Annotated in this window: 13 protein-coding genes; 11 read left to right on the top strand and 2 right to left on the bottom strand. The window is 44.4% G+C overall.

Annotated features, from left to right (window positions below; all coding sequences use genetic code 11):
- Nucleotides 1-126: 126 nt before the first annotated feature.
- Complete coding sequence (locus tag ACUM5Y_RS08645; protein ID WP_445976472.1) at nt 127-720, top strand: TetR/AcrR family transcriptional regulator; 594 nt, start codon at nt 127-129, stop codon at nt 718-720.
- 123 nt (nt 721-843) lie between these two features.
- Here the strand turns inward: ACUM5Y_RS08645 and cysQ are convergent, their stop codons facing one another.
- A complete protein-coding gene (gene cysQ / locus ACUM5Y_RS08640) occupies nt 844-1,683 on the bottom strand; it encodes a 3'(2'),5'-bisphosphate nucleotidase CysQ (protein ID WP_445976471.1) in 840 nt (279 codons plus the stop codon).
- Between the two features lie 55 nt (nt 1,684-1,738).
- Between cysQ and ACUM5Y_RS08635 the strand changes: the two genes are divergently transcribed.
- The gene (locus tag ACUM5Y_RS08635; protein WP_445976470.1) at nt 1,739-2,158 is read left to right on the top strand and encodes an Hsp15 family ribosome-associated heat shock protein; all 420 of its coding nucleotides are present in this window, start codon (nt 1,739-1,741) and stop codon (nt 2,156-2,158) included.
- 22 nt (nt 2,159-2,180) lie between these two features.
- On the opposite strand, the gene dprA is transcribed toward ACUM5Y_RS08635, so the two are convergent.
- Nucleotides 2,181-3,425: a DNA-processing protein DprA gene (gene dprA, locus ACUM5Y_RS08630; protein WP_445976469.1), complete on the bottom strand. Its 1,245-nt coding sequence runs from the start codon at nt 3,423-3,425 to the stop codon at nt 2,181-2,183.
- 249 nt (nt 3,426-3,674) lie between these two features.
- On the opposite strand from dprA, the gene def reads away from it, so the two are divergent.
- From def to ACUM5Y_RS08585, 9 genes are all read left to right on the top strand, one after another.
- Nucleotides 3,675-4,193: a peptide deformylase gene (gene def, locus ACUM5Y_RS08625; protein WP_445976468.1), complete on the top strand. Its 519-nt coding sequence runs from the start codon at nt 3,675-3,677 to the stop codon at nt 4,191-4,193.
- A gap of 71 nt (nt 4,194-4,264) precedes the next feature.
- Nucleotides 4,265-5,254, top strand: a complete 990-nt coding sequence (fmt, locus tag ACUM5Y_RS08620; RefSeq protein WP_445976467.1) for a methionyl-tRNA formyltransferase — start codon at nt 4,265-4,267, stop codon at nt 5,252-5,254.
- Nucleotides 5,251-6,600 (top strand): 16S rRNA (cytosine(967)-C(5))-methyltransferase RsmB, encoded by a 1,350-nt coding sequence (rsmB, locus tag ACUM5Y_RS08615; protein ID WP_445976466.1) that lies wholly within the window; start codon nt 5,251-5,253, stop codon nt 6,598-6,600. The genes fmt and rsmB overlap by 4 nt, the downstream gene beginning before the upstream one ends.
- 366 nt (nt 6,601-6,966) lie before the next feature.
- A complete protein-coding gene (gene trkA / locus ACUM5Y_RS08610; RefSeq protein ID WP_445976465.1) occupies nt 6,967-8,340 on the top strand; it encodes a Trk system potassium transporter TrkA in 1,374 nt (457 codons plus the stop codon).
- Nucleotides 8,341-8,383: 43 nt separating this feature from the next.
- Nucleotides 8,384-9,832, top strand: coding sequence for a TrkH family potassium uptake protein (locus tag ACUM5Y_RS08605; protein ID WP_445976464.1), 1,449 nt, complete (start codon nt 8,384-8,386; stop codon nt 9,830-9,832).
- Nucleotides 9,833-9,874: 42 nt separating this feature from the next.
- A complete protein-coding gene (gene ybaK / locus ACUM5Y_RS08600) occupies nt 9,875-10,348 on the top strand; it encodes a Cys-tRNA(Pro) deacylase (protein ID WP_445976463.1) in 474 nt (157 codons plus the stop codon).
- 21 nt (nt 10,349-10,369) lie between these two features.
- Nucleotides 10,370-10,927 (top strand): D-glycero-beta-D-manno-heptose 1,7-bisphosphate 7-phosphatase, encoded by a 558-nt coding sequence (gene gmhB, locus ACUM5Y_RS08595; RefSeq protein WP_445976462.1) that lies wholly within the window; start codon nt 10,370-10,372, stop codon nt 10,925-10,927.
- Between the two features lie 168 nt (nt 10,928-11,095).
- The gene (locus tag ACUM5Y_RS08590; protein ID WP_445976461.1) at nt 11,096-11,995 is read left to right on the top strand and encodes a GyrI-like domain-containing protein; all 900 of its coding nucleotides are present in this window, start codon (nt 11,096-11,098) and stop codon (nt 11,993-11,995) included.
- 91 nt (nt 11,996-12,086) lie between these two features.
- Nucleotides 12,087-14,207, top strand: coding sequence for a TonB-dependent siderophore receptor (locus ACUM5Y_RS08585; RefSeq protein ID WP_445976460.1), 2,121 nt, complete (start codon nt 12,087-12,089; stop codon nt 14,205-14,207).

Here is a 14,207-nt window from a genome sequence, read left to right as displayed (position 1 = left end):
TCTAAATTTCTATTAGGCTTACCTCTTGATGAAATAACTGTTGTTTTCATCAGCATTCGACGGCAAGAAAGCCCTCATGTTAGAGTGGACCTTTATATGATCAAGATAATATTTAGGAGACTAAATATGCCCTACACACCAAGTCACAAAGAGCAAACTCGTCAGCGCATTCTGCAGGCGGCCGCGAAATTATTCTGTTCGAATGGCTTCGATCGCGTCACCCTGACGCAAATCATGAAAAAAGCCAATATGACCCATGGGGCCTTTTATGCTCATTTTGCGGGGAAAAGCAGCCTGTATGAGGCGGCGATGCAGTTCGCAACCTCCCACGCTTTTTGGGCGCGAGAAGATAAACAAACCGAATATAAAGCTTCTCACCTTAAAGCCTTAGTGATTCGGTATCTTAGCTGGAGTAAAAGCGATAAGGAGCATCCATCTCCATTAGAGTTTCTTGTTACGGATGCGGCGCACAAAGAAGAAAAAGTTCGTCAGGCTTATCAAATTTGCTTTGATAGTCTAGTAGATCGACTCAGCACCATTTTACAAAATCGTGGCGTGACGAATGCTAAAAGTTTAGCGGAGGAAACCGTTGTCTCTTTGGTGGGTACGGTGGCTATTGCACGCTCTATTGCTCAGCCTTTGCAAAAAGACTTTTTAAAGCGAGCACAAGAAAGAATTGTTTATCGCCTACAAAACCATGAGCACCTAACTCACGCTTAGATTTTGCTTCCAATAACATTGAATAGAGCTATCTAATTGTTCTACTTGCATATTAGTCTAGATATGTTTCACGTGAAACGTAGGGACTTTGTTTGAAACCGGATATGACGTTGTGCGACATTCCTAGACTTTCTTTTTATACCAATCCATCACGCTTGGTGCCAATTCAGGCCCAGAGACAAAGAAGTGTCCGTTCAACAATGTTTCACGCTTATTGTATTTAAAAGGTTTTCCTTTAGGCGTGACCAGCATGCCGCCAGCCGCTTCAATAATAGCCTGCTGTGCCGCAGTGTCCCATTCACTGGTTGGTCCACGGCGCATATGTAAATCGGCAATACCTTCCGCAATACGACAGCCCTTAATAGAACTTCCTTTTGGCAATTCTCTGACCTGTTCGTAGGTATGTTTTAAGGTATCTTTCAAATCTTTAGGCAGGGCAGGGCCATGGCTACGACTGGTCATGACAATGATAGGATCCCTTGGCTGGCGTATTTTAATGGCTTCGTATTCATCCCCTTGCCATTTAATAGCACCAAGGGGTAAATCTTGCCAAGGGCGGGTCACTCCAAAATAACCTTCCGATGTGGTTGGTAGATACACCATACCCACAATAGGTGCGTTATTTTCGATCAGGGCAATGTTGACGCTGAACTCACCATTACGTTTAATAAATTCTTTTGTCCCATCAAGAGGATCAACCACCCACAACATAGACCATTGCGAACGCTCTTCAAAATCGACGACACCTTCTTCGGACAGAACAGGAATGTCTGGAGTTAAACGCTCGAGTCCAGCTAAAATCACTTTATGGGCGGCTAGGTCCGCTGCAGTAACAGGGCTATCATCAGACTTATGCTCGATTTCTAAATCTGAACGTTGATAAATATCCATGATCACATCGGCGGCATCGTGTATTATTTTTTGAAGAGCTTGGAAAATGGGGTGTTGATTAACGTCCTTCATGACAGCCTCTATGACAACAAATACGGTCAACATATTTTATGAGTAAAACAGACTTATGAGTAAAGCAGAAAAGCAGTCTACACCACAAGCTGTTCGTTTAGATAAGTGGCTTTGGGCCGCACGTTTTTACAAAACCCGCTCCCTTTGCAAAGACGCCATTGACGGAGGCAAAGTAACTTACAACGGCAGCAAGGGCAAAGCCAGCCGTAATGTAGAAGTAGGCGCCATGATAGGGCTTAGATTAGGCTGGGATGAAAAGGTAATTGAGGTGAAAGCTTTGAGTGAACAGCGCCGAGGCGCACCTGAGGCTCAGCTACTATATGAAGAGACACCAGAGTCCATTGAAAAGCGTGAGCGTAGAGCTCTCGAACATAAGTCGTTTGGTGGCCGAATCATGGCCGATCACAAACCCAATAAGAAAGAGCGTCGCGATATTAAGCAGCTTAAAAAAGACATTTTCAGTGGCATGGATTAAGCCGAATAACAGCAAGAGAAAGCTAGTCTTGGCTCAATCGATATAGCCCTCCAAAATTCACAACACACCCCGTAAGTTCCAACTCCATGAGTGCTTGCATGAGCTGCGGGGCGTCTAAGTCTGAAGCTCTAATTAAAGAATCAAAGTCTAAGCCATCTGTGGACTCAATGAGTAAGTCCATTAACACCTTACCGGTACTAGAAGTCGTTTGTGTACAGACAGGCGATTTAGGAGCTGTCGGTAATTTTGAGCTTTTATCCTTTACAGTCGTTTCGGAATTAGCCTTGCTAACGTATAGAGATTGAAGAGAAGGGCATTCATTAATAATGTCATCTGCACTTCGAACCAATACAGCCCCTTGTCGCAAAAGCTGAAGGCAACCACTCGATTGCTTATCAGACAGGCGGGCTGGCACAGCAAATACTTCACGGTTTTGTTGTAGGGCATAATTAGCACTTATTAAAGATCCACTTTTAATCGATGCTTCCGTTACTAGCACCCCATGGCTCAGGCCGCTAATGATGCGATTTCTAGGTGGAAATAGATGTGGACGGGGCTCTGTAGTTAGTGGGTATTCACTTAACAGAAATCCTTGCTGTTCTACAACTTGTTTAAAAAGGGATGCATTTTGCTTGGGATAACAATGTAATAACCCTGTTCCCATGATAACCCCTGTGGGGGTGGCCTGCGCATTAAGTGAGGCTCGATGAGCGGCAGTGTCAATACCAAGAGCACCGCCACTCACGACACATACGCCATTCACTGACAATTGAGTCGCAATCTCGTGAGTAATTTGTCGACCATAAGCAGAGCACTTTCTTGCTCCGACAATACCAATTTTGTCCTGAGCTAGGGAGAGAAGGTGTCCTTCTAAATACAGCAAAGCGGGAGCCGTGCTGATCTCTTTTAACAGAGTAGGATAAGCAGAATCGCTGCGTAGAATTAAGTGATGATTACTCATCTCGAGCCATTCTAGGGTCTGATCTAATTTCTTCTGTTGCTCTTCACTCAACTTATGGTGAGTTAAATACTCCATTGCCTGTATTGCGGTTGCCTCTGGCCACTTCAACGATCTGAGCAAATCATAATTGATATCTTGTCGAGTAAGAACAGTATGATCAGTGTCTTTGAACAGACCTTGGGCTTCGTTAAGCGAAGTTAAATAATGAAATAAACGTGATAGCCTGGCAGGTCCAATTGCTGTTAAAAAACTAAATGCTATCCAGTCAGTCTTACTGAGTGAATTCGTTTCTCCCTCTTCCGCCATATAAGCCTCCATGCTCATCGTAAGACATCGATAAGAAATCTCGTTTTTCTAATCGCTCCATCCAATAGTTGCGTCTTATCAGCCCATAATTATAGTCAAGTTATATGGAGCGAATTTATTTTATTGACCAAAAAACCAGCATTGCAACGCTGAACAAAGACTGGATTTACGTTACAATATGGAAAATTAAGTTTAGCTAAAGAGCGGGCATCACATCCCCCTCACATAGATACATTATTGGAAAAGATCATGGCCGTTTTACCCGTATTAGAATACCCAGATAAGCGCTTGCGTAAGGTCGCACAGCCTATCACTGAATTCACTCCAGAATTACAAACGCAAATCGATGACATGCTCGACACCATGTACGATGAGAATGGCTTAGGGCTTGCGGCGACACAGGTGGATTACCACTACCGCTTAGTCGTTATGGATTTCTCTGAAGAGCGCAATGAGCCGATTGTTTTCATCAATCCGGAATTTGAAGTCATTGATGATGAAGCTAACGAATTCCAAGAAGGTTGTTTATCTGTTCCGGGGTTTTACGAACACATCTATCGCGCTGCAAAAGTAAGAGTGAAAGCGCTGGATAGAAATGGCAAACCTTTTGAAATGGAAGTGGATGAGCTACTAGCCGTCTGCGTGCAACATGAAGTTGACCACCTTGATGGTAAGTTAATGGTGGATTATCTTTCGCCACTCAAACGCAATCGCATCAAAAGTAAATTAGAAAAAGCCCAAAAGTTGGCGCTAAAACAAGCGAAGTAAAACAAGATTTTTCGCTAACTTCTGTATTTGAAAATCAGGCCACGGCCTGATTTTTTTGTTAAGGATTCAATATGTCATCACCATTACGCATCATTTTCGCAGGCACACCAGAGTTTGCTGCAGCCAGTTTACAAGCTTTGATAAACACCAAAGAGCAGAACAACTACGACATCGTAGCGGTTTACACCCAGCCGGATCGTCCATCTGGTCGTGGCCAGAAGCTTATCTATAGCCCTGTTAAGCAACTTGCTCTGGAACACGACATTGAGGTTTTCCAACCTCTAAATTTTAAAAATGAAGAAGACAAGGCGCAACTAGCAGCTCATCAAGCAGACCTAATGATTGTGGCTGCTTATGGAATCATTCTACCGAAAGCAGTATTAGAGACGCCAAAATTAGGCTGTATTAATGTTCATGCATCCATACTACCTCGCTGGCGTGGGGCTGCGCCTATCAATAGAGCCATCATTGCAGGGGACTCAGAAACCGGCATTACTATCATGCAAATGGATGTCGGGCTTGATACCGGTGACATGCTATTGAAAGCAAGCTGTGAGATCGGCCCTAGAGATGATTTTACAAGTTTGCATGAGCGCTTGGCGACCCTAGGTGGTGAGGCATTGATCGATGCTTTAGAACTACTAAAAGAAGATAAGCTAACACCAGAGAAGCAGGATGACACGCACACCTGTTATGCCGCCAAACTCACTAAACAAGAAGGTGATATTGATTGGAACAATGATGCCGAACTTATTGAGAGGCAAGTTCGTGGATTATCCCCTTGGCCTTCCGCCTTCACCCATACTAGCAATGGAGTAATGAAAATCCATGCTGCTGAACCTTGCCAGCAAACATCGGATACGGCCAAAGCGGGTGAAATTCTCGAGACAAGTAAAAAAGGACTCGTGGTCGCGACAGGAAAGGGCAGTGTATTAATCACTGAAGTGCAGTTTGCAGGTGGTAAGCGCATGAAGGTTCAAGACGCTTTAAACGGTAAAAACAAACTGGCGCTAACTCCCGGCCTTATCTTTACTCAAACACCTTCTACAGGCCAAAAATGATGAACTCTCCCGATAACAATGTGGTACATCACAGCGCACGCCAAGTCGCGATAAAAATTATTAGCAATGTTTTATCTCAACAAGGCTCCTTGAGCACTCAACTAGCTCGCTTCCAACAAGAAGTAGCACCAGAGCATCAGGCTCTATTAAAAGAGCTGTGCTTTGGCGTATGTCGACATTACCCAACACTTAACAGTGTTGCGCTCAGTTTGCTTAACCAGCCCTTCGAAGAAAAAGACATAGACCTATACGCCATTCTGCTACTTGGCTTGTATCAATTAACTCACATGAATACACCAGATCATGCTGCGGTTAATGAGTCGGTCGAAGCTTGTCGGTTACTAAAAAAGGATTGGGCGACCAAATTAGTCAATGCGGTATTGAGACGCTACCAACGTGAGTGTGATGAGATTATTGATAATCTTTCTGCTATGCCATCCGTTGAATACAATATGCCTAAGTGGTTGGTGAAACGCTTTAACAAACATTGGCCAGATCATTTAGAAAGCATTATTGAAGCCAGTAACATCCATCCGCCTATGTGCATCCGTGTAAACGAAGATCAAGTTTCACGTGAAACATACTTGGAAAGCTTATCTGACAAAGGCATAAAAGCAGATATTGGGGAGTATTCAACCTCTGCTATCTATCTACGGAATGCGCAAAACGTTATGCATCTACCAGGGTTTATGGACGGTCTATGTAGTGTTCAAGATGAAGCAGCGCAACTAAGTGCACATATTTTGAACCCTGAAGCGGATGAAAAGATTCTAGATGCCTGCGCAGCACCCGGTGGAAAAACAGGGCATTTACTTGAGAAAGCACCTTCTTCACAACTCACCGCCGTTGAACTTGAGCCATGGCGATTAGAGAAAATTGAATCAAACCTAGAAAGACTAGGTTATCCAGTTTCTCTTATTTGTGCTGATGCAGGTGATCTTGATGCGTGGTGGGATGGCAATACATTCGATAAGGTTTTGCTCGATGTACCTTGTTCAGCAACAGGGGTAATTCGTCGAAATCCAGACATTAAGATTAATCGAAAGCCTGCAGACATTAATGAGTTAGTTGAGATTCAAAAGCAGATAGTGGATCAAGTCTGGAAAACACTGAAGGCAGGTGGATACATGCTCTACGCTACCTGCTCATTAATGCCAGAAGAGAATGAGCAACAAGTTGCTCGGTTCCTTGGAGAGCATGAAGACGCAATGGAAGTACCACTAAACACCTTAAATTCAAGCTTAGAGCTAAATTGGGGAGAAGCGGTTTCTCATGGACGTCAGCTTATGCCGACAATTAACGGTCACGATGGATTTTACTACTGCTTAATTAGAAAAGCAGATTGAGCAATCCTTTCAGTCCAATGGGTACAGATAACCCTAAGTAAAATATGAGTTTTATAACAAAGCACCTGCCATAGTGTTTCACATGGAACACAAATGGAGGCGCTTTTTTTCCTTAAAATAAACCCGTTGATTTAACCCAAGCGGGATAATGAACTTCAAAAGGACTGACAAGGAACAGTGGTAGAACAGGAAAAGTTGTTTGAGACTATTCCTCAAAAATATTTAAAGTATTTCGCGACAACGAGTTAAATAATGGCGGAGTAAGGGGTAAAATTGTTCAAGAAAAATGCAAATCCTTTCCGGCCATAAGCCGTAACCTTTATGACAACTAAGAGCACATCCATCTATTAAGCTCTAAGGCGAAATATGAAAATTATAATTATTGGTGCAGGCCAAGTTGGTGCAACACTCGCAGAAAATCTAGCCAGTGAAGATAATGATATTACGGTCATAGATACCGACCTAGTTCGCCTTAGAGAGTTACAAGATCGTCTTGATATTCAAACAGTAGAAGGTAATGGCGCACACCCTGATGTGCTAGATCAGGCTGGCTGTAACGACGCCGACATGCTGATTGCGGTAAGTAACCAAGACGAAACGAACATGGTTGCGTGTCAGGTTGCTTACACCTTGTTTAAAACCCCAACAAAAATTGGACGCGTTCGATCCAGCGCTTATTCCAAATACCCTCAGTTATTTCAAGATCAGCACCTGCCAATAGACGTACGCATCAGTCCAGAGAAAGAAGTAACCAAACACCTAAGTCGATTGATTCGTTACCCCGGCGCACTACAGGTCATGGAGTTTGCAGAAGGTCGAGTGCAATTAGTGGTGGTTAAAGCCGAGAAGGGTGGCCCGCTCATCGGCCAACCCATTAGTTTTTTGCAAGAGCACATGCCGTCCATTCAAACCCGTATTGCCGCGATTTACCGAGACGGTAAGTCCATTTCTCCTAATGGCAATACCTACATCTACGCAAATGACGAAGTCTTCTTCCTAACGGCTCAACGGGATGTACTGGATGTCATGAGTGAATTGCGTCCACTGGACACACCTTATCGACGCATCATCATTGCTGGGGGCGGTAACATAGGTGAGAGACTTGCTCGTAGTTTGGAAAAAGAATATCGCGTGAAGATTATTGAACGAGACCCTGAACGCTGCCGTTACCTTTCTGAGAACCTAGACAACACCATAGTGTTGAACGGAGACGCCTCCAAGCAAGAACTCCTTCTAGAAGAAAACATAGAGTCTACTGACGTATTCTGTGCTCTAACCAATAATGACGAAGCCAATATCATGTCTTCTATGTTGGCCAAAGTACTCGGTGTTCGCACTGTCATGACCATTATCAACAACCCAGCCTACGTCGACATTGTACAAGAAGGCATGATTGATATTGCCATTTCCCCACAACAAACCACCATCAGTTCGCTGTTAAGTTATATTCGCCGTGGCGATGTAGTAAACGTACACTCAATGCGTAAAGGTGCAGCCGAGGCACTGGAAGCTATCGCACATGGTGATTACAAATCTTCGAAAGTGGTGGGTCGTAGCATTGCCAATTTGAACTTACCTGAAGGGGCAACAATAGGGGCTATCGTTCGAGGAGACGATGTGATCATTGCGACAGGGGAATTGGTTATTCAAGCAGAAGATCATGTCATCACTTTTGTGACCAACAAGAAACAAATCCCTGCTGTCGAGCAACTCTTCCAAGTCGGCTTAACTTTCTTCTGATACGGGCATCAACAAGCCGCGCAGGCAAGCATTAGGAATCACTATGCACTTTAAGGTAATACTTCGCGTCATCGGTTTATTGGTTATGGTTTTCAGTGTTTCACTGATACCACCTATTATTGTCTCACTGATATATTCCGATGGGGTACTCGATGCCTTTCTTTATGCATTAGCGATCAACTTAATTGGCGGTTTTTTACTGTGGATACCGGTTCATAGAGAGCGTGGCGAGCTGAAAATTCGAGATGGATTTTTGGTTACCGTGCTTTTCTGGACGGTACTGGGTCTGTTCGGGTCAGTGCCTTTCTTCCTTGCCGAAACCCCAGATTTAACCTTTACCGACGCTTTATTTGAATCCATATCAGGTTTAACCACCACAGGGGCAACGATACTGACCGGCATAGATGATCTTCCTGAATCTATCTTGTTTTATCGTCAGTTACTTAACTGGTTAGGTGGTATGGGTATTATCGTATTGGCTGTCGCCATTATGCCGATGCTTGGTATCGGTGGTATGCAGTTATACCGTGCAGAAACCCCAGGCCCAGTTAAAGATACTAAACTCACCCCTCGCATCGCCGAAACAGCCAAAGCGCTTTGGTACATCTATGGCACCTTAACTGTGGTCTGTGCGCTTGGTTATTGGATTGCTGGTATGACCTTGTTTGATGCCATCTGTCACAGCTTCTCGACCGTGGCCATTGGGGGGTTCTCTACTCACGATGCCAGTATCGGTTACTTTGATAACGCTGCCATCGAAATGATTTGTACCTTCTTCATGATCACCGCGGCATTTAACTTTGCCCTGCATTTTTACGCTTGGCGCCATAAGAGCATTTGGCATTACTTTCGTGATCCAGAAGCACGCTTCTTTATGTTCATCCTATCTTGTACGATTTCATTAACCGCTATTGTACTCATCATTACATCGACCTATGAATGGGACAGTGCGATTCGTTATGCCATTTTTGAAAGTGTCTCGATCGCAACAACCGCAGGTTTTGGTACCTCAGACTTTTCTAGTTGGCCGCACTTTCTTCCTTTCCTATTGATCGTGACATCCTTCGCCGGTGGCTGTGCTAGTTCCACAGGGGGTGGTATGAAGGTCATACGTATCTTATTGATCCTCAAGCAAGGCTTTCGTGAGATCCAGCGTTTAGTCCACCCAAGTGCGGTTATCCCCGTAAAGATTGGCGGTAAAGCCATTCATGAACGTGTGGTGTCCGCAGTATGGGGCTTCTTCTCTGCTTACTTGCTCATGTACGTGATCCTAATGGTGTTACTCATGGCCACAGGCGTAGACCAACTAACTGCCTGGTCGGCTGTCGCTGCAACACTTAATAACTTAGGTCCAGGGCTTGGCGAAGTTGCGGCCAACTATTCAAGCTTGGCTGACCCTGCCAAATGGATGCTGTGCTTCTCTATGCTACTAGGGCGTTTGGAAGTCTTTACTTTATTGGTATTGTTTACCCCGATGTTCTGGCAAAGATAACAGCCAATTGGTTAAACATTCGATATAAGGAGAAGTAGGGCAATGACACCAGCCATCAATCTACTGAAAAAGCAGAAAATTGCGTTTTCAATCCATGAGTATGACCACGACCCACAGTGTCAAAACTTTGGTGAAGAGGCAGCACAGAAGCTTTTATTAGACCCTAGATGCGTTTTTAAAACCTTATTGGTGAGTGATGATAAAAACTTCTTTGTCGCCATAGTACCTGTGACCGGCACCTTGAATTTGAAACGTGCAGCCACCGCCTTCGGTGTTAAAAAACTACGTATGGCTGAAGCAAAAGAAGCCGAACGTTTAACCGGCTATTTGGTTGGTGGCATCAGTCCACTCGGGCAAAAGAAAAGCCTAGCCACCTGTATTGATGACAGCGCCAAAAGCTTCGAAAATATTTATGTTAGTGGGGGTAAACGGGGTTTAGATATTTCCCTAAGCCCTCAAGATCTTAGTAATGCATGCCGCCATGCAAGCTTTGCCGACATTGGTGAAGCCAAATAAAAGTAATAGAAGGCTATTCTAATGACCCAAATTAAACCCATCATTTTGCTCGACCGAGATGGCGTGATCAATGCAGATTCAAAAGCATATGTTAAATCTGTAGACGAGTGGCAACCCTTGCCCGGCAGTATAAAATCCATCGCTGCACTCTCTAAAGCAGGTTTTAAGATCTTCGTGGTCACCAATCAATCTGGGATTGCCAGAGGCTATTATGATGAAGCAACCCTTGGGGCTATGCATGAAAAAATGACTCAGCTGGTTGAAGCAGAAGGCGGTCAGATTGATGGCATACAATACTGTCCCCACGGCCCAGATGATGAATGCCAGTGCCGTAAGCCTAAGCCCGGCATGATTGAGGCCATAGAAAAACAACTCGGCGTTGATTTTACTCAAACACCCGCCATCATGGTGGGAGACTCGTTGCGCGACCTGCAAGCAGGTAGAGCTCGTGGCTGTCAGCCTGTGTTGGTGTTATCGGGTAATGGTCGAGAAACCCAATACAAAGAAATTGATTTCCATTTTGATATCTACACAGATTTAGCTGCCTTTAGTATCGCGCTATTACATAAGTACCAATAGTCGAAACGCTATTAAATATAACGCAGTGCCGTAGTATTTACTCACTTACAGACCCAGAACGGGCTAGAAAAACCAAGCTTAAAACTGTTCATAAATTAAGCTTTTTTCTAGCCTGATCACTTAAATCGGGGTATTATAAATGAGAATGATTTTTAAATAGTATGCGCCATGTCTAGCTCAACCTTTGTACGAATTGAAAAAGCCCTAGAATACATCCACCAGCATTTGGATGAACCCATCAATGTGGCTCAGCTTGCTGAAAAGAGCAGCTGGTCTCGTTGGCAGTTTCAGCGCGTGTTTGGCGTCGCAACAGGTCTCACAGTGGCGCAATACGTCAGAGAGTTACGACTTAGCAAAGCCGCAGAACTCCTATTAAACACCCCAACCAAACATATCGACGTGGCGATCGCGTGTGGCTTTGAATCGGAAATTAGCTTTAGCCGCGCCTTCAAACAAATGTTTCAATGCAGCCCAAGAGAATATCGCCAGCGAGGCAAGCGAGTGGGATTGCGCACGCCTTTAAAACACTGCATCGCCAAGCGAAACTGGCAGCGCCCAACAGAATTCACCCAGATACGTATTGAAACCCGACCAGAATTTCATCTTATGGGGCACAACGATTGGATCCTCGGGCCATTCTCTAAGACCCCCAACTTTAGCCATCAGGTGCCAAAGGTTTGGCGAGACTTCGCCACCAAGTACCCAGAGCATGTGAGTGAGCTGATTAAAAGCCCCATGGGCGTCATCGACACACGTGAACGAGAAGGGCGACCAGAAGAGTTACTGTATTGGGCGGGCTACCCAATCGAGGAAACTCGTGGTGAGCAAATTCTCACCATCCCAGAGCAAGAATATGCCGTGATTCCAGTGCAAGGGGAAGTCAGCGCCCTTGAGTCTGCCATCGAGTGGTTTTTCTTTCATTGGCTACCAGAGTCCAATTACTGCAATATTCCAGGTTTCGAGCTAGAGGTCTATTCGCCGAACTACAAGCCCGACTGTAAAAACAGCTACATGGAATATTGGCTTCCAATTGAACCCCGCAAAAATTCATTATTACGCCAACATTAAGTAAATATGCCCCAAAACGTTAAGTTTTCTATTTGACAACTAAATACAATGAGATCCATTCTCAATTATATTAATGTTACCTGGAGCTATAATGAAACGCGTCCTTCCTTTTCGTCCTACTCTTCTAGCCGTCGCGATCGCCTCGGTAACTAGTTACTCCTATGCGGCTGACACTCAATCAGCAGACGTATTAGAGACGATCGAAGTAACAGGACAAACTTACCGCAACACAGCCACGAAAACTCAGCTAGACCCTGAGGAGACACCTCAAGCAATTACTATCATTACCAATGAAGAGCTTGAGGAAAAAGGCGTAAGCAGCGTAGCAGAAGCACTACGTTATGCATCAGGGGTAAATACCGAACTTCGTGGCGGTGCTGTAAACCGTCTCGATCTTTTCAACCTACGTGGCTTCAGCAACGACACCATTCTAGTCGATGGTTTACCACTGCTTTATAACGATTGGAATTTGCAGCCACAAATTGATGTAGCGGCTATCGAACAGATCGAGATTTTTAAAGGCCCAACATCTACCCTATACGGCGAAATGCCTCCTGGTGGCATGGTCAATATTATTACAAAGGCCCCACAAAGCAGCAGCAAGACAGCCCTTGAAGTGACACTTGGCAGCGACAATAAAAAAGAAGTCAGCCTAGATACAACAGGTGCGATCAATGAAGATGTAAATTACCGTGTCATTACCAAAGCCAGCCAGTCAGATGGCCAAGCTGTTACATCAGAAAACGAGCGCATACTTTTTGCGCCATCCGTTGATATCAAGCTAAGTGAAGACACTTTACTTAACTTAAACATGTACTATCAAAACGACCCAAGTATGGGGGTTTACTCCGCCTTACCAAGTAAAGGCACTGTTTACTCAAACATCAATGGCCAGCTAAGCTCAGATGCTTATGCAGGGGATGCTAATTGGGAAACTTACGAACGTGAAGTTTTATTACTGGGCGCTAAACTTGATCATCAGATCAACGACACTTGGAGCTTCTTGCAAAACACTCGTTTTACATTCGCAGATGCTTATCAAGAAAACACTTATTCCACTTCGTTAGACGCTGATGAAAGAACACTAAATCGCCGCGCTTATCTAACCGATGAAGAGTCTAAAGGTATCAATATTGATAACCAACTATCAGCAACCTTTGATACAGACAGTGCAGAACATAACGTATTAATTGGTGTAGATTACTTGAAGCTTGAATCCGATATCAAATACGAAGACGCGGTCGCACCAAGCATCGACTTGTTTAGCCCCAACTACTACCAGATCTCTGTTAGCGACTTAGACTTTGCTGCTTCAGGCTATACCAGTGATTTCACCATTGATAAAGAGCAAGTGGGTCTATACGTCCAAGATCAAATTCGTTTAGACAACTGGGTATTTTTGGCTGGTGCCCGTTATGACCAGTATGAGTACTCTGAAACAGGTACAAAATACGGCGCTGAAGCCACCACTTCTATCGACCAAAGCCAGATAAGTGGCCGTGTAGGTGCATTATATGAATTTGATAATGGCCTATCACCATTTGTGAACTATGCACAAAGTTTTGAGCCAGTCAGTGGTTCCGATAAAGATGGCAACGCATTTGACACATCTACAGCAGATCAATGGGAAACAGGTGTTAAATACCAAAGCAATGGCTTTAATGCGGGTCTTACGGCCTTCCAAATTGTTAAGAGTAATGTAAAAACAAACGATCCAGATGGCGGCACTTATGACCAAATCCAAGTAGGGGAAGTGCGTTCACGTGGCCTTGAGTTAGAACTGCAAAAAAGCTTAACTGCAGAAATCAATCTAACAGCAGCGCTAACCCTACAAGATGTAGAAGTTACCAAAGACAACAGCGGCATTCAGGGTAACACCCCGATTTGGACTCCTGAGAAGCAACTTAGCACTTGGCTTTCTTACCAACCAACGTCTGGTTCATTGGTAGGGGCTTCTTTTGGAACAGGTATTCGCTATGTGGGCGAGATGCAAGTTGATGCAGCCAACTCAGCAACTGTACCTTCTTATACTCTAGTAGATCTATCTGTAGGCTATGATTTGGCTCAACTGTCAGCAGATTGGCAAGGTGCTAGTGTGAAGTTCTCCGTAGCCAATGCGCTTGATGAAGAATATTACACTTGCTACGACACAAGTAATTGTTGGTTCGGCGCAGACCGTTCCTTTGAAATCAGCGGTCGTTATGAGTTCTAA

The organism is Marinomonas dokdonensis (assembly GCF_052747885.1).
The sequence above is the reverse complement of the archived record's forward strand: the minus strand, read 5'-3'. Positions and strand labels throughout refer to the sequence as shown.